A 21,862-nucleotide genomic window follows, 5' to 3' on the forward strand; every position below is an offset into this window, starting at 1 on the left:
TATTGAGAAAATCTATAGCTGTTTTTTTAGCATGTATTACGCTTTCTCTTTTTTCCTGTCTTGAAGTTGCCAAAGAATTAAAAAACTGGACACAATTTGAAGACATAAATCAAGTAGATGGTAAAACGCATTACCTTGGTGATGATGGCATTAGACTCTTTCTTCCAAATACATTCAAAAGGCATACTTCAATAGAATATTTAAAGCTTTTAGATTCCATTGTCAAGGATGACAAAAAGATGGAAATCGAGCGTAAGCGTTTAAAATTCATGCGGGAAATGGAAGGCAATCACTATATCTTTTTTGACAATACCATTAATGCAACATATACCCTAAACACCATTCCGTATTTACCTATTTCTCGTCAAGATGCAAAGTTTATATTGGGTATGATAAGACAATCGCAAGAGCAAACCTCTCTTTATAGTGATTTGGAATTTGAAAAGGTTACAGCAAAACACAACAACAATGGCAAAACACAAATATTTAAAGCCATTTTTAAGATTAAGGATACCAAATTGAACCAGGAAATATACCAACACGCCTATTATATTTCCTCTAACGAAAAAACGGTTTTAATTCACCTTATAGCTCCATTCGAAATTTACTTTGATCCGTTTTTAGAAAAGATGATATTATGACACGAAAAAATATTCAAAATATTACTCTAGAAAAAAAGAGCAATACACAAAAAGACAATACTGATTTTCTTACCGCAGAAGATATCAAGGTAAAATCTACATATTCAAAAGATGATTTAAGAGATGTTGAACACCTTAATTTTGTGGCTGGTATTGCACCCAATCTACGCGGTCCATATTCAACTATGTATGTTCGTCGACCTTGGACCATAAGACAATATGCTGGTTTTTCTACCGCAGAGGAAAGTAACGCGTTTTACAGACGCAATTTAGCGGCTGGACAAAAAGGACTTTCCGTTGCGTTTGATTTAGCAACACACAGAGGTTACGACTCAGACCACGAGCGTGTTGTTGGCGACGTTGGTAAAGCTGGAGTTGCCATTGATTCGGTTGAAGATATGAAAATTCTTTTCGATCAAATTCCTTTAGATAAAATGTCGGTTTCAATGACCATGAATGGCGCTGTGTTACCAATTATGGCATTTTATATTGTTGCTGCCGAAGAACAAGGTGTAAAACCAGAGCAACTTGCAGGAACCATTCAAAACGATATTTTAAAAGAGTTTATGGTGCGTAACACTTACATTTACCCACCAACTCCATCTATGAAAATCATTTCGGACATTTTTGAATATACAAGTCAAAATATGCAGAAATTCAATAGTATCAGTATTTCTGGCTACCACATGCAAGAAGCTGGTGCCACATGCGATATTGAGCTAGCCTACACGCTTGCCGACGGTTTAGAATATATTAAAACAGGTTTAGCCGCAGGAATGGATATTGATACCTTTGCTCCTCGCCTATCCTTTTTCTGGGCTATTGGAATGAATCACTTTATGGAAATTGCTAAAATGCGTGCTGCGCGAATGCTTTGGGCAAAATTAGTGAAGCAATTCAACCCAAAGAACTCAAAATCCTTAGCGTTACGAACACACTGTCAAACTTCAGGTTGGAGTTTAACTGAGCAAGATCCATTCAACAATGTTGCCAGAACCTGTATTGAAGCCTCTGCTGCTGCTTTTGGCGGCACACAAAGTTTACACACCAATGCTTTAGATGAAGCTATTGCATTACCAACAGACTTTTCGGCACGTATCGCAAGAAACACACAGATTTATCTTCAAGAAGAAACACATATCACCAAAACGGTTGATCCTTGGGCAGGTAGCTATTATGTTGAAAAACTAACCCATGATATTGCTCATAAGGCATGGGAATTAATCCAGGAAGTTGAAGAGTTAGGTGGCATGACCAAAGCTATTGAAGCTGGAATTCCGAAACTTAGAATTGAGGAAGCTGCTGCACGTAAACAAGCACGAATAGACTCTGGTAAAGATATTATTGTTGGTGTAAACAAATACCAACTTGAACAAGAAGATCCGCTTCAAATTTTGGAAGTAGATAACCAAACGGTTCGCAACCAACAAATAGAGCGTTTAAATAGTATAAAATCTACCAGAAACACTAACGAAGTTAAAGCTGCTTTAGACAAATTGACCTCAGCCGCTAAAACAGGTGACGAAAATTTACTAGCTTTAGCTGTAGATGCCGCCAGAAAACGTGCTACTTTAGGCGAAATTAGTGACGCATTGGAAGTGGAATTCGGAAGGCATAAAGCACAAATTAAATCATTTAGTGGAGTGTATAGCAAAGAAGTAAAAGACGATAAAAGTTTTAAGAAAGCAAGGGAACTAGCCGACACATTTGCAGAGCAAGAAGGTAGAAGACCTCGCATTATGATTGCAAAAATGGGGCAAGATGGGCACGACAGAGGCGCTAAAGTTGTTGCCACTGGTTATGCTGATGTTGGTTTTGATGTAGATATTGGTCCATTGTTTCAAACTCCAAAGGAAGCCGCTAAACAAGCCGTTGAAAACGATGTTCACATCTTGGGCGTATCCTCTTTAGCCGCAGGACACAAAACGTTAGTTCCACAAGTAATTGAAGAGCTAAAAGCTTACGGTAGAGATGATATTATGGTGATTGTAGGTGGAGTGATTCCAAAACAAGATTACCAATATCTTTTTGATGCTGGTGCCGTTGCCGTTTTTGGTCCTGGAACTAAAATCAGTGATGCCGCTATTAAAATTTTAGAAATTTTGATTGATTAAAAAATTAATAACTCATTTTTAATGATAAAAAAGCCGAAAACTAAAACAATAAAAAGACTTGCTCTAACAGTTTTAGTTTTCGGCTTTTTGATTTTACACTTTTTTGTTCCTAGACTTATCACGGAGATAAGAAACCCTATTGTTGGCTTAATTAAAAGAAACAAACCTGTCAAAGTTGAATTAGTAGCTGATAATTATTCTGAAATTATACGCAAAGATTTAGACATTACATCTTTCGATAACATAAAATTATCTGCACTTTTAACATATGCTGCTAAAGACTCTGCCAAAGGCACACTTATATTACTTCATGGTATTCGCTCTAGTAAAGATCATTTTTTAGAATTAAGTACTTTCCTTTCAAAAAATGGCTATAACTCTGTTGCACTAGACTTAAGAGCTCATGGAGAAAGCGAAGGTCAGTTTTGTACTTTTGGTGTGAAAGAGAAGAAAGATGTAAAAGCTTTAATGGATTATTTAATCAAAAATGAAGACATTGAAGATATTGGAATTTGGGGACAATCTTTAGGTGGAGCTGTTGCACTTCAAGCTCTTGGATATGACAATCGGATTAAGTTTGGAATAATTGAAAGTACATTTACAGATTACAAAACTATTGTTAATGATTATTTTCATTTAAATACAGGTTTTAGCTTTGCTCCTTTTTCGAATTACCTAGCCAACAGAGCGGCTTCTATTGCAGGATTTGACCCCAACGATGCCAAACCAATAAAATACTGCAGTAATATTACACAACCAATACTTATTGTTCATGGGAATAAAGATGATAGAATTAACATTAAATACGGCAAACAAAACTTCTCTAAAATAAAAAGTTCCGATAAAATTTTCAAAGAAATAGAGTCCGCAAATCACCTTAACGTATGGAAAATTGGAGGCGATAATTACTTCAATGAAGTTATTCAATTTTTAGATAATCAAAACCATTGAATAATTTCATTTAAGAATATTAAAACAAAAAGCCCTTCTGTTGAAGGGCTTTACTTTTCATGAATATTAATTATGTCTAGTCTTCAACGTCTTTATCTTCATTTTTAATATCATATTCCTTAAAATCTCCACCATTTACTACCGACCATTTATCCATTTCTTTAAAATAGGTCTTAATGGCTTTGTTTACATCTTCGACCGTAAGTTTTTTTACTTTTTCTTCAATTTCTTTTTGGAACATCATATCTCTATCATAGTACAAATTGTTATTAATTGTACTTGCCAATTCACCATCTTTTGCTCTAGAAACACTCTGTGCTTGCACCCAACCGGCAACAGCATCATCTAATTCTTGTTGTGTAATACCACCTTCTATAAAACGTGCTATTTCTTCTCTAAAGCCTTGCTGTACTTTAGCCTCATTTTCTGGTGCGTAGATAGCATAGATAAACATACCTGAGTTTTTATCATCTTTATTGCTATCCACATTAACGCCACCACCTGCGCCATAACTCACTCCATCTTGTTGACGCAATCTTGTAGCAATACGAGAGTTTAAGAAACCACCACCAAACACAGTTCCTGCAATTTGTAAAGCTGCATAATCATCGTCGTACTGACTTAATTCAAAATTTAAGAAACCTAGAGTAAAAGCATTTTTCTTGTCTGGTGTTTTAATGCTTTCATTAGCTGGATTATTAACCTTAAATGGATCCTTAATTTCAGAATATGGTAAATCTGATTTAAAATCAGCGTACTCTTTTTCAAAATAATCCTTTAATTCTTTTTCATCAATATTACCTATAGCTACTAATGTGGCATTATTAGAGATACCATAAAAATCATTATAATAATCTTGAATAGCTTCTACAGTAACATCATTTATTGCCTGAAGCTCCTCTTCCATTGTCATATTATACAAAGGATGTCCTTTTTCATAATTCTGATTAATCTGACCTAATTTCTTTTGAACCAAATATTGAGGTTCGGTTTTGTTACGTTCAATATTAGCTATATCCTGAGTCTTTAATTTATCGAGTTCTTCTTGGTCAAATGCTGGTGTTTTCAGCATTTCTGTCATTAACTTAATTGTTTCCATTAAATTTTCTTTAGTGGAACTTACGGAAGCATAGGTTCTACCATTATTACCACTGAAATAAACACTCGATTTCAATTCACTCAGTTTATCTTCAATTTCTTGTCTCGATTTAGACTTAGTCCCTTTGTTAAGCATTCTAGCCGTATAGCTTGCCACATCTCCCTTATTCATTAAGTCATCAACACTTCCGTTTCTAAAAGTAAAGGTGACATTTACCGTTTCTCCTCTATTATCTTTTTTGATGAACCCATACTCAATACCTGTTCCTCCTATTTCACCAGTCTCTAAACGATCTTGAATATTAGCATAAGACACATCAAAAGCTTCACCTGCACTCAACGCTTCTTTACCTTTGTAATTAGATACTAAATCTTCTAAACCTTCAGTATGCGGAATATCAATTCGCATTGGCTTTTTGGTCGGAATAAAATTCCCAACAGTTCTGTTGGTTTTAATAAAATAACGGCTAAGCGCATTGTTAACCTCTTCTAAAGTCGCATTCTCTACACGATCTCTAAAAATGAACATCAACCTCCAATCTCCGGCACCAATAAACTCACTTGTATAAGTGCCTAGATAAGACGAATTTCTTAGTATTTGGTCCATTTGCTTACCTAAATTAGACTTAGCTCGCTTTAATTCTTCTTCAGTAATAGGATTATCTCTTAGACCATCAAAAATGTTTAGTAAAGTAGATTCTGCTTCGGCTAATGACTTATCGGAAGGCACATCAACATTAAAGTACATAAATCCTGGTTCTTTGGTAAAAGGTGAAAAACTCCATATTGAAGAGGCTTTTTTACTTTCTATCAAAGCTTTATACAAACGGCCCGAAGGCTGATCGGTTAACACATCTTCTATAAGCGCTAAATAGGCATAATCTTCATGTGAACCTGCTGCAGTGTGATATAAAGCTGAAACCAATTGTAAATCTCCTACTCTACTTAGCTCAACTCGTTTTTCACCATCTTGTGGTGGCTCTACTGTTGGCACATCTTTTAAAGGTGTTTCAGGATTTTTAATACTACCGAATTTCTTTTGAATTAAAGCCAAGGTTTTATCCTTTTCAAACTTTCCCGTTACCATTAATACAGCATTATCCGGACGGTAATACTTTTTATAAAAATTCTGAAGGTTTTCTATTGGCACACGTTCAATATCGGATTTATTTCCAATAGTAGACTGTCCGTAATTATGCCATAGAAAAGCAGAACTTATAACCTTCTCCATCAAAACACCTGTTGGAGAGTTTTCACCTGATTCAAACTCATTTCTCACAACGGAAAATTCAGATTCTAAATCCTTTTTTGCGATGTAAGAATTCACCATTCGGTCGGCCTCCAAGTCTAATGCCCAATCTAAATTTTCGTCAGTAGCATTAAAGGTTTCAAAATAGTTTGTACGATCGTACCAAGTAGTACCATTAGGTCTCGCACCATGAGAGGTTAATTCCTTTGGAATATCAGGATGATTTGGGGTGCCTTTAAAAACCATATGCTCCAAGAGGTGAGCCATACCTTTTTCACCATAACCTTCATGTCTAGAGCCGACTTTGTAGGTAATATTAACGGTTATGGTCTGAGATGAGTTGTCTGGAAACAATAAGACCTTAAGTCCGTTATCCAAGACATACTCGGTAATTCCCTCTACGGAAGCTGTTTGTTTTGGTTGTGCATTTATGCCAAATGACATTAAAAATAACACAACCAGTACTAGTGTAGTACGAATGTTTAATTTCATGATTGATAATTTTTAGAATTGTTATAAAGTTAAAAATTCAGATTTAAAATGATGTTAAAAAATTGACTATTAGAGCATTTAACAAAACTTTTACAAGTTTTAGTAAGTATCATTCTCACTTCTTTAAAAAAGATTTAGGCTAAAAACCATTTTTTATTAATAATAAAACCAACTGTTAACAACTTCGATTTCCTAAAATGATAAATAATCGTATTTTTAAACCCTTAATAAACCAAATCATTTAATGGGTAAAATCATTGCAATTGCTAATCAAAAAGGTGGTGTTGGTAAAACAACAACCTCAGTAAATTTAGCTGCTTCCTTGGGAGCTCTAGAGAAAAAAGTCCTACTTATAGATGCTGATCCTCAAGCCAATGCCAGTTCTGGTCTTGGTCTAGATGTAGACACGGTAGAGATTGGCTCGTATCAGGTATTAGAACACACACTAACTGCTAAAGAAGCTATTGTAGCTTCTAACGCTCCAAACGTTGATGTCATACCTGCACATATTGATCTTGTTGCTATTGAAATTGAATTGGTAGACAAGGACGAACGTGAGTATATGCTTAAGAAGGCTATTGTTGACTTAAAATCGGAATATGATTATATTCTGATTGATTGTGCGCCTTCTTTAGGTTTATTAACACTTAATGCTTTAACAGCATCTGACTCAGTGATTATTCCTATTCAATGTGAATATTTTGCACTTGAAGGTTTAGGCAAACTGTTAAATACTATTAAAAGTGTACAGAAAATCCATAATCAATCGTTAGACATTGAAGGTATGCTACTGACCATGTACGATTCGCGCTTGCGCTTATCTAACCAAGTTGTTGAAGAAGTACAAAAGCATTTTAGTGATATGGTTTTTGATACTATCATTCAACGTAATGTACGTTTGGGTGAAGCACCAAGTTATGGAGAAAGTATAATCAACTATGATGTAAGCAGTAAAGGAGCAGTAAATTATTTGAATTTAGCCAAGGAGTTGATAAACAAAAATGAAAAGTAAATGGCGAAGGCAACGAAAAAGCAAGCACTAGGACGAGGACTTTCTGCTTTATTGAAAGATCCAGAAAATGATATAAATTCTGCTGAAGATATTAACGCAGATAAAGTTGTAGGTAATATTGTTGAACTAGAAATTGACAGTATTGAGGTTAACCCTTTTCAACCTAGAACAAATTTTAATGAAGAAACACTACGCGAATTAGCGTCGTCAATTAGAGAACTTGGTGTTATACAACCAATAACGGTTAGAAAATTAGCGTTTAACAAATACCAACTAGTATCTGGTGAACGTCGTTTTAGAGCTTCTAAATTAATTGGTCTAGAAGCTATTCCTGCTTACATACGTATTGCTAACGACCAAGAGTCTCTTGAGATGGCATTGGTTGAAAACATTCAACGTCAAGATTTAGACCCAATAGAAATTGCTTTATCTTATCAAAGACTTATTGATGAGATTAATCTAACACAAGAACAAATGAGTGATCGTGTTGGTAAAAAACGTTCTACAATAGCCAACTACTTACGCTTATTAAAATTAGATCCAATCATTCAAACAGGAATGCGTGATGGTTTTATAAGTATGGGACATGGTAGAGCCATGGTAAATATTGAAAGCCAAGTGGATCAGTTAGAAGTTTATGAAAAAATTATTAGTAATAAACTATCTGTTAGAGCAACAGAGCAATTAGTTAAAAACTTAAATTCTGAAAGTCCTGAAAAAACAGAATCTACACCTACAGAAGTTCCTAAACATATTAAAAAAGGAATAAAAGAATTCTCTGAATACTTTGGACATAAAATAGACGTTAAAATGTCTAAGAATGGTAGTGGTAAAATCTCTATTCCATTCCATTCTGAGGAAGATTTTAATCGTATTAAAAAATTAGTACAAAGTGCCAAATAAACATGTTTTCACTGTTTTACTGTGTCTTTTTTCAGTATTCTATGCTTTTTCACAACAGGAAAAAGTAAAAGATAGTCTTGGTTTAACTAATGAGGTTGTTGTTCTTGAGGAAGATCTTGTTACCAAAAAAGAAATTGATCCTTTAAGACCTTCTAAAGCGGCTTTTTATTCTGCTATCTTACCTGGTTTAGGACAAGCCTACAATAAAAGATATTGGAAAATCCCACTTGTTTGGGGTGCTATTGGTACTGGTATTTATTTCTATGTTAGAAATGACAAACAGTTCGACCGCTATAGAGATGCTTATAAAAGACGTTTAGCTGGTTTTACAGACGATGAATTTCAAAATGTTGTTTCCGACGAAGGTCTCATTAGAGCACAAGAACAATTCCGAAGAAACAAGGAGGTTTCCTTATTGGTTACTTTTGGTCTATACGCACTAAACATCATCGATGCCAATGTTGATGCGCATTTACTTCAGTTTAATGTTGACGAAAACTTAAGCTTCAGACCACATTACCAATATAATCAGATGGAAAACACATCTGATTTGGGTTTAACTATGAATTTTAAATTTTAAAATGAATATAGCATTATTAGGCTACGGTAAAATGGGTAAAAGCATTGAAGCTATTGCCATAGATCGTAATCATAACATTTCTTTAAAAGCTACTAGCAGCACAAACGACTTTGATTTTTCTACAACAGATGTTGCTATCGACTTTAGTTTACCTTCAACTGCCATTGACAATATTAAACGCGCTCTAGATGCTAATGTTCCTGTTATTTCGGGTACAACAGGTTGGCTAGATAAGTATGATGAAATTGTTGCGTATTGCAATTCAAAAAATGGAGCTTTTCTATATGCTTCAAATTTCAGTTTGGGAGTCAATATCTTTTTCGAGATTAATAAAAAATTAGCAGAGATGATGTCTAATTTCACAGAGTACTCTACTGAAATGGAAGAAATTCATCATACACAAAAACTAGATGCTCCTAGTGGAACAGCTATAACTTTAGCTGAAGATATTATAAAGCAAACTGAATATACGAATTGGACATTAGACCTTCCTAAATCTAACGAAATACACATTGAAGCCAAACGTATTGAAGGTGTTCCTGGTACTCATGAAATCACTTATAATTCTGAAATAGATTCCATAAGCATAAAGCACACAGCGCACAGCAGACAAGGTTTTGCTATGGGAGCTGTTATTGCAGCAGAATGGATACAAGGAAAAAAAGGCATCTTTAATATGAAAGATGTGTTAAATATTAATGGTTAATGACTAATGTTTAATGAAGAATGACTTAAAGCATAGAACAAAAATCTTTGCGCACAATGTTGTAAAGTTAGCCTCAATATTACCAGATAATTATTTATCCAACCATATAAAAAAGCAACTTATTAGATGCTCTACATCTGTAGCTGCCAATTACAGAGCTACTTGTATTGCTCAGTCTAAGCGTAGTTTTATTTCTAAAATAAGTATTGTTATAGAAGAAATTGATGAAAGTCATTTCTGGCTAGAATTCATTATTGACGAAAAACTCTTACCTTCGAGCAATTGTAAATCTTTGTTAAATGAAGCAGATGAACTTACAAGGATTTTTATATCATCAAGAAAAACTGCAAATTTGAACCTTAACAATTAATCATTTGTCATTAGACAATTATCATTTATAAAATTATGAGCTGGACGCAGTGGTTTATTTTTCTAATAGTATTACAAATCATCCATGGTTTAGGCACATGGAAACTCTACATAAAAGCAGGAAGACAAGCATGGGAAGCATTTGTTCCTGTGTATAATGCAGTCGTTCTAATGAAAATTATAACGCGTCCTTGGTGGTGGGTTATTTTAATGTTTTTACCAATTGTAAATCTTATCATGATTCCAGCTGCTTGGGTAGAAACTGCAAGAGCTTTTGGTAAAGATTCTAAAGTTGATGCACTTTTGTGTATTGTAACTCTAGGCTTTTATTTATACTATTTGAATTATGCAACTGATGTTCAATTTATCAAAGACAGAAAGCTAAAACCTAAGACCTCTACTGGCGAATGGATCACCTCTATCCTATTTGCTATAGTTGCTGCTACAATAGTACATACTTACTTTTTTCAACCGTTTGTTATTCCATCTTCGTCTTTGGAAAAATCACTCTTGGTTGGCGACTTTTTAATAGTAAGTAAAATTCATTATGGTGCAAGAACACCTATGACCACTGTCGCTGCACCAATGGTACACGATACTATTCCTAAGTTAGGTATCAAATCTTATTTATTCAATGATGAATACGGAAAACGTAATACATCATGGATGAATAAGCTACAGTTACCATATTTCAGACTACCAGGTTTTGAAGATGTAGAACGCAACGATATTGTAGTGTTCAATCAGCCTGCAGATACGCTTCTGGATATGAATGTTTTTAATCCAGATCGTAATTACTACAAGCCAATAGACAAGAAAACTAATTTAGTAAAACGATGTGTTGGTTTACCTGGTGATTCTCTCGAAATAAAAAATGGTTATGTTTTTATAAATGGAAAACAGAATGTACTTCCAAATAGAGCTAAGCTTCAATTTTCTTATGATATTACATTGAAACAACCTATTAGAAGTCAAGGCGAACAAATTAGATTTTTTGAATTATTAAAGAAATTAGGTATTACTGATGGAGCTGGATTAAATAATGATGGTACCTATAGAATTTTTGCAGCAACAGAAGAGGCTATAAATCAGTTAAAAGTCCAACCAAACGTTGCAAGTACAAAACCTGTTAGAAGAGCCTCTGGAGAAAGAGAAAATATCTTTCCTCAAGACCAAAGTTACAATTGGAATATTGACAACTTTGGATCCATTTGGATTCCTAAAAAAGGTAAAACGGTTAACTTAACTTCTAAAAATCTACCGCTTTATAAACGTGCCATATCAGAATATGAAGGTAATACTGTAGTTACTAGAGGAAATCAGATTTTTATAAACGACCAGCCTGCAACTTCTTACACCTTTAAGCAAGATTACTACTGGATGATGGGAGATAATAGACACAATTCTATTGACAGTAGATTTTGGGGATTTGTACCTTACAATCATATTTTTGGTAAACCTGTATTCATTTGGATGAGCATTGATGGTATAAACGACGGTATAAAAAACTGGAGTTTCAGATGGGACAGAATCTTTACAACTGTAAGCGGAAATGGTGAACGCACCTCTTATTTCATTCCTTTTATAGTTGTTGTTTTAGGACTTACCTTTTTCAACAAATGGAGAAAGAAAAAGAAGGCCAAAGCCTAAATCTCATTTCTAAACTAAAAAGACAAGATGAGTTGTCTTCTACATCCTACATATTTTCCTAATGTTGCTCATTTTGTGGCTATGGTTAATTCTGATGGAGTTATTTTTGAAGTCTGCGATAATTATCAAAAACAAAGCTTTAGAAATAGAGCTGAAATATATTCAGCTAACGGTAAACTGGCATTAACTGTTCCTGTGAGTTACACTCAAAAGAATAGGCAGCTCTACAAAGATGTTGCCATAGCTAACGACGGATTATGGCAACAACAGCATCTTAAATCATTACAATCGGCTTATAGTATGTCGCCTTTTTATGAATACTATATTGATGATTTAATGCCTTTGTTTGAGAATCAATTCGACTTCATATTAGACCTAAATTTGAATTGTATTGAAATATTAAAGGATTGCCTTCAATTAGAAATCAACGTAACCAAAACTAAAGTTTTTGAAAAAGATCCAGATCAAGTAACTGATTTCAGAAACTTAGTCAATAGAAACTATAAAGCAGAGACACTTTCACCATACACTCAAGTCTTCACTGATAAGCATGGGTTTATAACTAACTTGAGCATACTAGATTTGTTATTTAATAAAGGCCCCAATACAGAATTGTATCTACAAAAACAAAAGCCTTAATAATGGTTCAATCTACAATTCATTATGGTATCCATTTTGGATTACCGCTTTTGATAGCGGTATTATTTTTCAGAAGTTTTTGGTTGAAAGCTTATGGCATAATGCTTTTAGGAATGCTAATTGATTTAGATCACCTTCTTGCAAATCCTATTTTTAATTCCAACAGATGTAGTATCAATTTTCATCCGTTACATTCGTATTACGCCATCATTATCTATTGCTTATTACTCATTCCTAAAAAAACTAGATTAATAGGCATTGGGCTAACCATTCACATATTAGCTGACACAACAGATTGCCTATTAATGTGAATTAAAGTTTGAGCGTTGCTTTAATTGGGTAGTGATCAGAGAGTTTTACATCATAGGTTTTAAAACCATTAACTGTAAAATCTTCATCCGCTAAAATAAAATCGATACGTAAGGGAAAGAATTTGAAATCGAAAGTTCTACCAAAACCATTACCAGCTTCTTCGAACGTATCTACATAGTCTTCACCTTTTATTTCTTTATAGATGTAAGAATATGCCGTATTATTAAAGTCACCTGTTATTATGGTCTTGTATTTACATTTAGATTTATGATCTAAAAACAATTCCACCTGTTCTTGTTGAGCTTTAAAAGTTGCTCCAACTTGCTTAAATAAATGACTAGAAGTTTCTCGTTTTAGATTATCTACATCTGTCCTAATACCAGCAGATTGTAAATGTAAAGTATAAACCCTAAGTGTATCTTTCCCTTTAACTACATCTACAAAAATGGCATTATTATATGTGTTTTGAAATTCTAATGAACCTGAATTTATAATAGGAAATTTCGAAAATATAGTCTGACCACCTTTCGCATCTTTTGTATAAGTTGCATTAAAATTATAATAGCCATCAAGATTTTTTATCGGGTTTTTTCCTCTACTATATTCTTGAAGGCAAACAATATCTGGTTTATCTGTTTTAATAAGCTTTACAATATCCTCTTTTACATGTATATTAGGCAACCAACCGAATCTATTGAACAACCTAACATTAAATGTCATCACAGAAAAATCATCCGAGTCTTTAACATTTTTAGAACTAGAAAACTTATACATAGAAGTAATATGACTCCAACCAAGAAGTAGTACAATGAGTGAAAGAAGCAACTGTTTTTTCACCTTAAGCAACCAATACAAGAAAAATAAAAGATTGAGTATTATAAGCAAGGGGACACTAAGACTTAAAACGGATAATGTTGCAAAACTTTTTGGAGGTATGTACGGTAAAATATATGAAATAAGCAATAAAAATGCTGCCAATGAATTGACCACAAAAATTATTTTATTTACAAATTTCAGCTTTTTCATATTAGTTTTTTAAACAAAAATACTGTTACTTTCCTGCTCGAAACAAAAACTCTTTTTCCTCAGCTGTTAAACTTTCGTAGCCACTTTTGCTTATTTTATCAAGAATTAAATCGATCTTCTTTTGCTTATTATACGTATCAAACTCTTGCTTAGTTTTACCAGCCATTTTGGTTTTAGACCTACCTTGCCTTCTATGAACAGTTTTTAGATTAGATTTTGGTTTAAACCAACTAGCGATAGTATCCATCATACGCTCAAAACCTGAGCCAATATCTTTTCCTTTTTTTAATTCTAAAGCATAAAAATATCCAAAAAATGCACCTCCTAAATGTGCTAATTCTCCGCCAGAATTGGCATAGGGTAAAGAAGATATAAATAACAAAGTGTATAAGGATGAAATTACCCAAAGTGGTATCTTGAATATCCCCAATAAGTTAAAATTATAATATGGGCTAGTAGCTGTAGCACCAAAAAGAACTGAAAAAATGGAAGCTGAAGCACCTACAAGTATTGCTTTTTTTTCTATTAGTGCTGGAAATAAATTGTACGAAATTATAAATATTAAACCTGCAAAAAGCCCACCAAATATATAATGCTTTAAAAACTGTTTACTATTGTAAAAAATCAAAAATATCCTTCCGAAAAAGAACAGAGCTATAATATTCGAAAATAGATGTCTAAAGCTAAAATGAGTAAAAAAATATGTAAATAGTGTCCAAGGCCTAGTTATTAAAACTCCAATATCTGCTGGTAATGCAAAAAAATCTTGAAAAAATCTCAAATGATTATCCGCAAAAAGAAAGTACAATGCATTTACAATAGCAATAATTGCAAATACAGCACAGTTTATAATGATATACTTTTCACTAATTGAAAAATTAGTTAGTTTAATTTTTATATTATCTAAACTACTCATTAATTCCAACGGTATTTATTCATATCATTCTTTTTCCAGAAGTACATGATTATAAATCCAATTACAGCTCCACCTACGTGCGCCATATAAGCTGTATTACTTGGACTAAAGAAAGATTGACCTGTAAGTGCTGATATTATATCTAGAAGAATTAATCCAGGTATAAAATACTTAGCCTTAATAGGAATAGGTAGGAATATAAGCATCAACTTTGCATTAGGATTCATCATACCAAAGGCTGCTAATATTCCCATAATACAACCAGATGCACCAACCATGGCGCTTCTATTAACAATGTTTAAGTCAAATAATGCTTTAAATTGATTATCATTAATATTATTAGTAAAGTTATACTCGTTCAGAAAAGGTATCATTTTTTGATGTAATATTTCTCCTCTTATATATTCTCCATCTAATGCATCTATATTCATAATCTTATGCAATAACTCACTATTCATTCCTAGCTCTGATACTACCTGCATTGCAGAAAAGTAATCATAGTAATAGTAACCTAATTGAAAAAGAAGTGCTCCAAAACCTGCTGAAAAATATATAAATAAAAATTTTTTAGTCCCTAATCTTTGCTCCACAGGTGTACCAAACATCCAAAGGGCAAACATGTTGAAAAAAATATGAGCTGGTCCGCCATGCATAAACATGTGAGTTATAACCTGCCAAGGCTTAAATAAATCATTGGTAGGAAAATACATTGTAAATAATGTATCAAATAAATGACCATTACCTAATGTGATTGTTCCAATGAACATCACAACATTAATTATGATAAGATGCTTAACCGCATCTGTTATATTAAATCTCATATATTACATAAATTTCTTTTCAATATCCTCAACTGCCATTGTGATAAATGTTGGTCGGTTAGTTGGTGATACATTAGGTTCCTTACAAGCAAACAAACTGTTTACCATATGCTCCTGTTCAGTTCCGTTAAGCGTTTGTCCATTTTTAATGGCTAAACTTTTTGCCATAGATTTTGCCAATAAATCTGCAGCACTAAAACTAGCGTCTGGCACATCATTTTCCACATCGCTAATAAGTTGTTCTAAAATGATAGACACTTCACTTTCGGGTACACCAATTGGCACACCTGTTATGGTAACTTCTTTGTTATTTAATTCTGAAAACACAAAACCCGTATGCTCTAAATCTTCTTTTAATTCTTCTATAATTTTAGTCTCATTCGGTGTAAAGTGCAACTGAAGCGGAAACAATAACTGCTGACTTGTTGCTTCTTTAATAGTTATGTGCTTTAGAAAATTTTCATATAAAATACGCTGATGCGCTCTATTTTGATCTATAACAAGCATTCCCGATTTAAGCGTGCTTACAATATACTTTTGCTGTAACTGAAAGGTTGTCTTTGTTGTTTCTACAGAATTCTCATCAAAAACAGAAGCTGTTTTAGAATCGCTTTCAAAAGTAACTTGACTAAAATCGTCATCTGACCCGTTACCTTTTGATTCTAAACCAACATACAAACTTTCCCAAGATGCTGTAGGCGCTTGTTTAAAAGCAGTTCTTTGAAAAGATGATTGCTTACGCTCTATAGGCTTGTCATCTGCAAACGGATTAAAACTTCTATCGACTTCTATTTTTGGTGCAGTAGCTACTTTATCTTTATAATTATATGGAGTGTCGAAACTACTTTGTTGTTCAAAATCCAACACAGGTGCAATATTAAATTGGCCTAAACTATGCTTTACAGCCGATCTTAATATGGCATAAAGTGTATGCTCATCATCAAATTTTATTTCTGTTTTTGTTGGATGGATATTAATATCTATAGATTTTGGATCTACCGTAAGATTCAAAAAATAGCTTGGGTGATAACCATCTTTCAATAGACCTTCAAAAGCTGAACTAAGGGCGTGGTTGAGATACGGACTTTTTATAAAGCGCTGATTCACAAAAAAGAATTGCTCTGACTTGGTCTTTTTGGAATACTCAGGTTTACCAACAAATCCTGAAATTTTTAGGACTTCGGTTTCTTCTTCAACAGGCACTAATTTTTCATTGGTTTTAGCACCAAAAATATGAACCACACGTTGTCTGTAATTCTCTTGTGGCACGTTGAATAATTCACTACCGTTATGATAAAAAGCAAATGCAATAGAGGGATGCGCCAATGCTACACGATGAAATTCATCTGTGATATGACGCAATTCTACAGTATCTGATTTTAAGAAATTACGACGAGCAGGTATATTAAAAAAAAGGTTTTTTACGGCGACTGAAGTTCCGGTTGGAGTTACCGTAACCTCTTGAGAAGTCACTTTGCTTCCTTCGATTTCTATAGCTGTACCCAACTCATCATCTGGTCGTTTGGTTTTCAATTCCACATGCGCAATAGCAGCAATACTAGCTAATGCTTCACCACGAAACCCTTTTGTATTCAATTGGAATAAATCCTCAGCAGATTTAATTTTTGAAGTTGCATGACGCTCAAAACACAGTCGCGCATCAGTAACGCTCATGCCTTTGCCGTTATCAATGACTTGAACAAGCGTTTTTCCAGCATCTTTTATAATTAATTTAATTTCAGAAGCTTCAGCATCAATCGCGTTTTCCAAAAGTTCCTTAACAACAGAAGCTGGTCGTTGTACCACCTCACCTGCCGCAATTTGGTTAGCAACATGATCTGGTAAAAGTTGAATAATATCTGTCATTAGCTATTGGGCAAGAAAATAGAAAGGTCGAAACCAATGATAAGCAAGAATAACAACACTAAAATGCCGACAATAATAAGAACACGTCTGTTAACGTTTTCATCTCTATTATGATTATAATCATCTATGGCTGCGTTAAATTTCCCCTTAAGACCTTTTGCTGGATTTACAGTAGTTCTGTAATCATCAAACTTATGTTTTAGCTCATAAGGATTTCCATCTCCTTTATAATAACGAGGCTTATAATTAAACTTCTTATTTTTTTTCAATTTCATTAATCCCATAATATCCTTATTTTATATATCCTTCAAGAATATACATTAAAACAAAAAGCGATACTAACATGATAATTAAAGCTGGTAATGAGGTAAAGATATTACCGCGTCGTTTATTATTTTCTTTAGCTTTATTCCATTTAGTCTCGAAGTCGTCTTTCGACTCTTTTTCATCAGAATCCTGAAAGCGAGGTTTATAAGTAAAACGTTTATTTTTTCTTTGATTGAACAAACACCTATTATTTAAACCTGAAATATCCCCAAAAGTACTTAAAATACAAGGAAAATTCACTTAAGGATTCCTTAAAATTATTAACAAAAAGGATGCCATTATGAAGTTGGAAGGTTGAAAAGTATTATAGTAACAAAGTCTTAAGTGTAGAGTTTAAAGTGTAAAGTTGTTTATTAAAAGGCTAATTATTAAGCCTATGTTTTACACAGAATACCAGGAACTAAACACCAAAAACTGGAAACTACTTCGTCTGCTTTCTTAGCTCTGCCATTTTTATAGCTGCAATAGCTGCCTCGGTGCCTTTATTACCGTGTTTTCCACCAGAACGATCAATAGACTGCTGCATATTATTATCTGTTAGCACACAGAAAATAACAGGAATATCCCCTGTTAAGTTAAGATCTTTAATACCTTGGGTAACACCTTCACAAACAAAATCGAAATGTTTGGTTTCACCTTGAATAACGCAACCTATTACAATAATAGCGTCTAACATTCCAGAATCGGCATAAATGCTTTTAGACATTCTGGCAGCTCCGTAGGTTAATTCAAAAGTTCCAGGAACATTCCAACGGACAATATTTTCTTTTACCGCACCACAATCTATAAGGGCATCAAAAGCACCTTGCCAAAGTCCTTCGGTTATATTGTCATTCCATTCTGAAACAACAATCCCAAACCGAAAGTCTTTCGCGTTTGGGATTGTTGCTTTATCGTAGTTCGATAAATTATGATTTGCCGTAGCCATATTTTATAAGCTTGCTTCTGCTTTTCCTATTAAAACCTCAACTTGACCTGCTTCAGTAGACTCAGAAAACTCAGATTCTATACGTTTTAGATAATCTAATGCTTTTTGATTTTCACCTAAATCAAGCGCTACTCTAGCTGCTTTTAATAAATAAAGCGGAGTTGTAAAGTCGTTAGTATTTGCTTTAAAGGCTTTTTCGTAATACTCTAAACCTTTATCTAATTGATCTAATTGAACAAACGCGTCACCAATACCACCTTTAGCAATTGGTCCTAACATTTTATCATCACTAGAAAATGCATCTAAATATTCAATAGCTTGTTGGTAATCTTTAAGATTTAAATAAGCCATACCTGCATAATAGTTTGCAAGATTTCCAGCTGGTGTACCACTATATTCGCTTGCGATATCCGTCATACCAAACTTACCTTCTCCACCTTCAATGGCCATACGGTAAAGTGAATCTGAAGAAATACCACTTGCTGCATCATCAAAATACTTTTTAGCTGTGTACATTTCGTTCATAGCTTCTTTTTGGTTTGGCTCTGCTACAAATTTTTCGTAACCTAAATAACCTAAAACGATTACAGCAATCGCTCCAATAACACCAATTATGTAGTTTTGATTCTTAACAACCCACTCTTCGGTTTTAGAAGCACCTTCATCTAAAGTATTAAATACCTCTGCTGTTGTTGAAGCTTCCTCTACAACTTCTTCCTTCTCCTTTTGAGTTTTTGGTTTATAGCCTCTTTTCTTATACGTTGCCATATCTTGTCGTTTAATGCGTGCGCAAAAATAAAATTTTTATTGGGATTTAAAAGCCTATTTATTTGTTATTTTTGAATAATTTTTGAGAGAAAAAAACGCTTTGCTACACCTCTAAAAATAGGAAAATCGTTCCTCTTTTATGAATCTAAACACGTTATCTTTAGTTAATTATAAGAATTTTGAAAGTCAGGTTTTTGATTTTGACACCAAAATAAATTGTTTTGTTGGTGCCAACGGAATAGGAAAAACCAATGCTTTAGATGCTATTTATCACCTCGCTTTTGGTAAAAGTTATTTTAATCCTATTGCGGTTCAAAATATAAAGCACGACACTGATTTTTTTGTAGTAGATGGTAATTTCACGAAGAATGAGCGTGAGGAAAAAATAATCGTATCCCTAAAACGCGGACAGAAAAAAGTTATAAAAAGAAACGGTAAACCTTACGAAAAGTTTAGTGAGCATATTGGGTTTATTCCTTTAGTAATTATCTCTCCTGCCGATCGAGACTTAATCATTGAAGGCAGTGACACCAGACGTAAGTTTATAGACAGTGTAATTTCTCAAAGTGATAAGACTTATCTATCGGAATTAATCAATTATAACAAGGTACTTTCGCAACGTAATGCCTTATTGAAATATTTTGCTTTAAACAATACGTTTAATGCAGATACGCTTTCTATTTACAATGAACAATTGCATACTTATGGTACTGAAATTTTCAAAAAAAGAGATGCTTTTCTAAACACATTCATTCCTATCTTTAAGGAACGTTATGAAGCCATTAGTCAAAGTAAGGAAGCTATTGACCTGAAGTATAAAAGTGATTTATTTGATAATGAACTAAGCACATTACTAGCTCAAAATCTCAACAAAGACAAAGCTTTACAATACACTAGTGTCGGTACTCACAAGGATGATTTAGTGTTTACTATTGATGATTTCCCTATTAAAAAGTTTGGAAGTCAAGGACAACAAAAATCATTTCTTATTGCCTTAAAATTGGCTCAGTTCGATTTTATAAAACAACAAAGTGGTGTTTCACCCATTCTATTGCTTGATGATATTTTTGATAAACTCGATGAAAACCGAGTGGCTCAAATTATTAACCTTGTGGACGATGATCATTTTGGACAAATATTTATTAGCGACACACATGCCGAGCGTACCGAAGACGTGATAAAACAAACGCACCAATCCTATAAAATTTTCAAGTTATGAGACATTACTTATGGCTATTATGCTTAGTAATTTTAAGCTGTTCAAAAAATCCTGAAGAATTTGTTCCTCTCCTTGAAGGCTATTGGGAAATTGAATCGGTGACTATGCCTACAGGCGACAAAAAGGAATATAAATTCAGTGATACTGTTGATTATATTCATCTTGATCAAGACAGTCTTAAAGGTTACAGAAAAAAGTTAAAACCAGGTATTAATGATACGTATTTCACTTCTGATGATGCCGAAAAATTAATCCTAAAAATTGAAAACGATAGTTTAAACTTATATTACAGTACACCTTACGATAATTGGAAAGAAACCGTTTTGGATGCCTCTTCTGAAACCCTAAAAGTGATAAACAAAAACAAAATCGTATATTTATATAAACGCTACAATCCAATACAATTGGATGTAGAGGAATAAAAAAAAGCTATGTCTAAACGTAACAACGACAACCAATCGATTGAAGATATTCTTAAAGAATTTGTCCAGACTAATAATTTGGAACAAGGCTTGGATAAAGTCAACGTTCGTGAAGCTTGGGCCAATCTTATGGGCAACGGTGTTAACAACTACACTACAGCTATTGAATTAAAACACGAAACACTATACGTACAATTAAGTAGTAGTGTTTTACGTGAAGAGTTGAGCTATGGCAACGAAAAGATTGTAAAAATGCTTAATGAATCTATTGGCAAAGATGTGGTTAAAAAGCTTGTTTTGAGATAGATTAAATTTCAAAAAAACTACATTTTTAAATGACCCTCTTCAACTTCAACACCTTTACTGATATAAACGATTGGACTATTATTGATGATGTTGTAATGGGAGGAGAATCCAACGGAACATTTTCTCTGAGCAAGAATGGGCATGGTAAATTCTCAGGCAAAGTTTCTCTTGAAAACAATGGTGGTTTTTCTTCTTTACACTACAAGTTCAATACCTTAAATACGTCTTCTTTTTCAAAATTCATCATAAAAATTAAAGGTGATGGCAAGGATTATCAATTAAGAGTAAAGGACAAACAAAGCAATAATCACTCCTATAAGTACAAGTTTTCTACCAACGAAAAATGGCAAACTATTGAAATTCCTTTTTCTAAAATGTCGGCCACTTACCGAGGTAAATCACTGGACCTTCCAAATTTTGAAGGTCAACAAATAGAAGAAGTCTCATTTCTAATTAGTAATAAAAAAGCTGAAAATTTTAAGTTACTTATTGATTCCATCAGCTTAGAATAAGAGCTATTACATTTATCCATAATATTTGTATTTTT

At 33.5% G+C, this 21,862-nt stretch carries 24 protein-coding genes; 15 read left to right on the forward strand and 9 right to left on the reverse strand.

Going from position 1 to position 21,862, the window contains the following annotated elements:
* Nucleotides 1-2: 2 nt before the first annotated feature.
* The 3 genes from QGM60_RS09200 to QGM60_RS09210 are packed head-to-tail and all read left to right on the forward strand — an operon-like array spanning nt 3 to nt 3,706.
* Nucleotides 3-641, forward strand: a complete 639-nt coding sequence (locus QGM60_RS09200) for a hypothetical protein (protein WP_281139952.1) — start codon at nt 3-5, stop codon at nt 639-641.
* On the forward strand, nt 638-2,755 hold the full coding sequence (gene scpA / locus QGM60_RS09205) for a methylmalonyl-CoA mutase (RefSeq protein ID WP_281139953.1): 2,118 nt from the start codon (nt 638-640) through the stop codon (nt 2,753-2,755). Before QGM60_RS09200 ends, scpA begins: the two co-directional genes overlap by 4 nt.
* Before the next feature lie 21 nt (nt 2,756-2,776).
* The gene (locus QGM60_RS09210) at nt 2,777-3,706 is read left to right on the forward strand and encodes an alpha/beta fold hydrolase (RefSeq protein WP_281139954.1); all 930 of its coding nucleotides are present in this window, start codon (nt 2,777-2,779) and stop codon (nt 3,704-3,706) included.
* Nucleotides 3,707-3,782: 76 nt separating this feature from the next.
* Here the strand turns inward: QGM60_RS09210 and QGM60_RS09215 are convergent, their stop codons facing one another.
* Nucleotides 3,783-6,545, reverse strand: a complete 2,763-nt coding sequence (locus QGM60_RS09215; RefSeq protein ID WP_281139955.1) for a pitrilysin family protein — start codon at nt 6,543-6,545, stop codon at nt 3,783-3,785.
* Nucleotides 6,546-6,789: 244 nt separating this feature from the next.
* Here QGM60_RS09215 and QGM60_RS09220 point away from each other — a divergent pair, with 244 nt between their 5' ends.
* The 8 genes from QGM60_RS09220 to QGM60_RS09255 are packed head-to-tail and all read left to right on the forward strand — an operon-like array spanning nt 6,790 to nt 12,715.
* Nucleotides 6,790-7,557: an AAA family ATPase gene (locus QGM60_RS09220; protein WP_281139956.1), complete on the forward strand. Its 768-nt coding sequence runs from the start codon at nt 6,790-6,792 to the stop codon at nt 7,555-7,557.
* Nucleotides 7,558-8,460, forward strand: a complete 903-nt coding sequence (locus QGM60_RS09225) for a ParB/RepB/Spo0J family partition protein (protein ID WP_281139957.1) — start codon at nt 7,558-7,560, stop codon at nt 8,458-8,460.
* Nucleotides 8,450-9,040, forward strand: coding sequence for a DUF5683 domain-containing protein (locus QGM60_RS09230; RefSeq protein WP_281139958.1), 591 nt, complete (start codon nt 8,450-8,452; stop codon nt 9,038-9,040). Before QGM60_RS09225 ends, QGM60_RS09230 begins: the two co-directional genes overlap by 11 nt.
* Before the next feature lies 1 nt (nt 9,041).
* Entirely contained in the window at nt 9,042-9,746 is a 705-nt protein-coding gene (dapB, locus tag QGM60_RS09235) for a 4-hydroxy-tetrahydrodipicolinate reductase (protein ID WP_281139959.1), read from the forward strand.
* Nucleotides 9,747-9,759: 13 nt separating this feature from the next.
* Nucleotides 9,760-10,116 carry a four helix bundle protein gene (locus QGM60_RS09240; protein WP_281139960.1) on the forward strand — a complete coding sequence of 119 codons (357 nt, stop codon included), beginning with the start codon at nt 9,760-9,762 and terminating at the stop codon, nt 10,114-10,116.
* A gap of 35 nt (nt 10,117-10,151) precedes the next feature.
* Nucleotides 10,152-11,765: a signal peptidase I gene (gene lepB / locus QGM60_RS09245; protein ID WP_281139961.1), complete on the forward strand. Its 1,614-nt coding sequence runs from the start codon at nt 10,152-10,154 to the stop codon at nt 11,763-11,765.
* Nucleotides 11,766-11,792: 27 nt separating this feature from the next.
* Nucleotides 11,793-12,404: a WbqC family protein gene (locus QGM60_RS09250; protein WP_281139962.1), complete on the forward strand. Its 612-nt coding sequence runs from the start codon at nt 11,793-11,795 to the stop codon at nt 12,402-12,404.
* A gap of 2 nt (nt 12,405-12,406) precedes the next feature.
* Nucleotides 12,407-12,715, forward strand: coding sequence for a DUF6122 family protein (locus QGM60_RS09255; protein ID WP_281139963.1), 309 nt, complete (start codon nt 12,407-12,409; stop codon nt 12,713-12,715).
* A gap of 1 nt (nt 12,716) precedes the next feature.
* On the opposite strand, the gene QGM60_RS09260 is transcribed toward QGM60_RS09255, so the two are convergent.
* The 8 genes from QGM60_RS09260 to QGM60_RS09295 all read right to left on the reverse strand — a co-directional run bounded on the left by QGM60_RS09260 (nt 12,717) and on the right by QGM60_RS09295 (nt 19,368).
* Nucleotides 12,717-13,742 carry an endonuclease/exonuclease/phosphatase family protein gene (locus QGM60_RS09260; protein WP_281139964.1) on the reverse strand — a complete coding sequence of 342 codons (1,026 nt, stop codon included), beginning with the start codon at nt 13,740-13,742 and terminating at the stop codon, nt 12,717-12,719.
* A gap of 25 nt (nt 13,743-13,767) precedes the next feature.
* Entirely contained in the window at nt 13,768-14,658 is an 891-nt protein-coding gene (locus QGM60_RS09265) for a rhomboid family intramembrane serine protease (RefSeq protein ID WP_281139965.1), read from the reverse strand.
* Entirely contained in the window at nt 14,658-15,479 is an 822-nt protein-coding gene (locus QGM60_RS09270; protein ID WP_281139966.1) for a rhomboid family intramembrane serine protease, read from the reverse strand. The genes QGM60_RS09265 and QGM60_RS09270 overlap by 1 nt, the downstream gene beginning before the upstream one ends.
* A gap of 3 nt (nt 15,480-15,482) precedes the next feature.
* The gene (gene mutL, locus QGM60_RS09275; protein ID WP_281139967.1) at nt 15,483-17,345 is read right to left on the reverse strand and encodes a DNA mismatch repair endonuclease MutL; all 1,863 of its coding nucleotides are present in this window, start codon (nt 17,343-17,345) and stop codon (nt 15,483-15,485) included.
* Nucleotides 17,345-17,629 (reverse strand): riboflavin synthase subunit beta, encoded by a 285-nt coding sequence (locus QGM60_RS09280; RefSeq protein WP_281139968.1) that lies wholly within the window; start codon nt 17,627-17,629, stop codon nt 17,345-17,347. Before QGM60_RS09280 ends, mutL begins: the two co-directional genes overlap by 1 nt.
* 7 nt (nt 17,630-17,636) lie before the next feature.
* Nucleotides 17,637-17,852 carry a hypothetical protein gene (locus QGM60_RS09285; protein ID WP_281139969.1) on the reverse strand — a complete coding sequence of 72 codons (216 nt, stop codon included), beginning with the start codon at nt 17,850-17,852 and terminating at the stop codon, nt 17,637-17,639.
* Nucleotides 17,853-18,093: 241 nt separating this feature from the next.
* Nucleotides 18,094-18,600 carry a 6,7-dimethyl-8-ribityllumazine synthase gene (gene ribH / locus QGM60_RS09290; RefSeq protein ID WP_281139970.1) on the reverse strand — a complete coding sequence of 169 codons (507 nt, stop codon included), beginning with the start codon at nt 18,598-18,600 and terminating at the stop codon, nt 18,094-18,096.
* Nucleotides 18,601-18,603: 3 nt separating this feature from the next.
* Nucleotides 18,604-19,368, reverse strand: coding sequence for a tetratricopeptide repeat protein (locus QGM60_RS09295; RefSeq protein ID WP_281139971.1), 765 nt, complete (start codon nt 19,366-19,368; stop codon nt 18,604-18,606).
* Nucleotides 19,369-19,507: 139 nt separating this feature from the next.
* Between QGM60_RS09295 and QGM60_RS09300 the strand changes: the two genes are divergently transcribed.
* From QGM60_RS09300 to QGM60_RS09315, 4 genes are read left to right on the forward strand one after another with little or no spacing between them, the layout of a single operon-like run.
* Nucleotides 19,508-20,587, forward strand: a complete 1,080-nt coding sequence (locus tag QGM60_RS09300; protein ID WP_281139972.1) for a DNA replication/repair protein RecF — start codon at nt 19,508-19,510, stop codon at nt 20,585-20,587.
* Entirely contained in the window at nt 20,584-21,009 is a 426-nt protein-coding gene (locus QGM60_RS09305; RefSeq protein WP_281139973.1) for a lipocalin family protein, read from the forward strand. Before QGM60_RS09300 ends, QGM60_RS09305 begins: the two co-directional genes overlap by 4 nt.
* 9 nt (nt 21,010-21,018) lie before the next feature.
* Nucleotides 21,019-21,315 carry a DUF721 domain-containing protein gene (locus tag QGM60_RS09310; protein ID WP_281139974.1) on the forward strand — a complete coding sequence of 99 codons (297 nt, stop codon included), beginning with the start codon at nt 21,019-21,021 and terminating at the stop codon, nt 21,313-21,315.
* 29 nt (nt 21,316-21,344) lie between these two features.
* Nucleotides 21,345-21,827: a CIA30 family protein gene (locus tag QGM60_RS09315; RefSeq protein ID WP_281139975.1), complete on the forward strand. Its 483-nt coding sequence runs from the start codon at nt 21,345-21,347 to the stop codon at nt 21,825-21,827.
* The last annotated feature ends 35 nt before the right edge of the window (nt 21,828-21,862 follow it).

Source organism: Winogradskyella sp. SYSU M77433, from assembly GCF_029911945.1.
Classification (GTDB): domain Bacteria; phylum Bacteroidota; class Bacteroidia; order Flavobacteriales; family Flavobacteriaceae; genus Winogradskyella.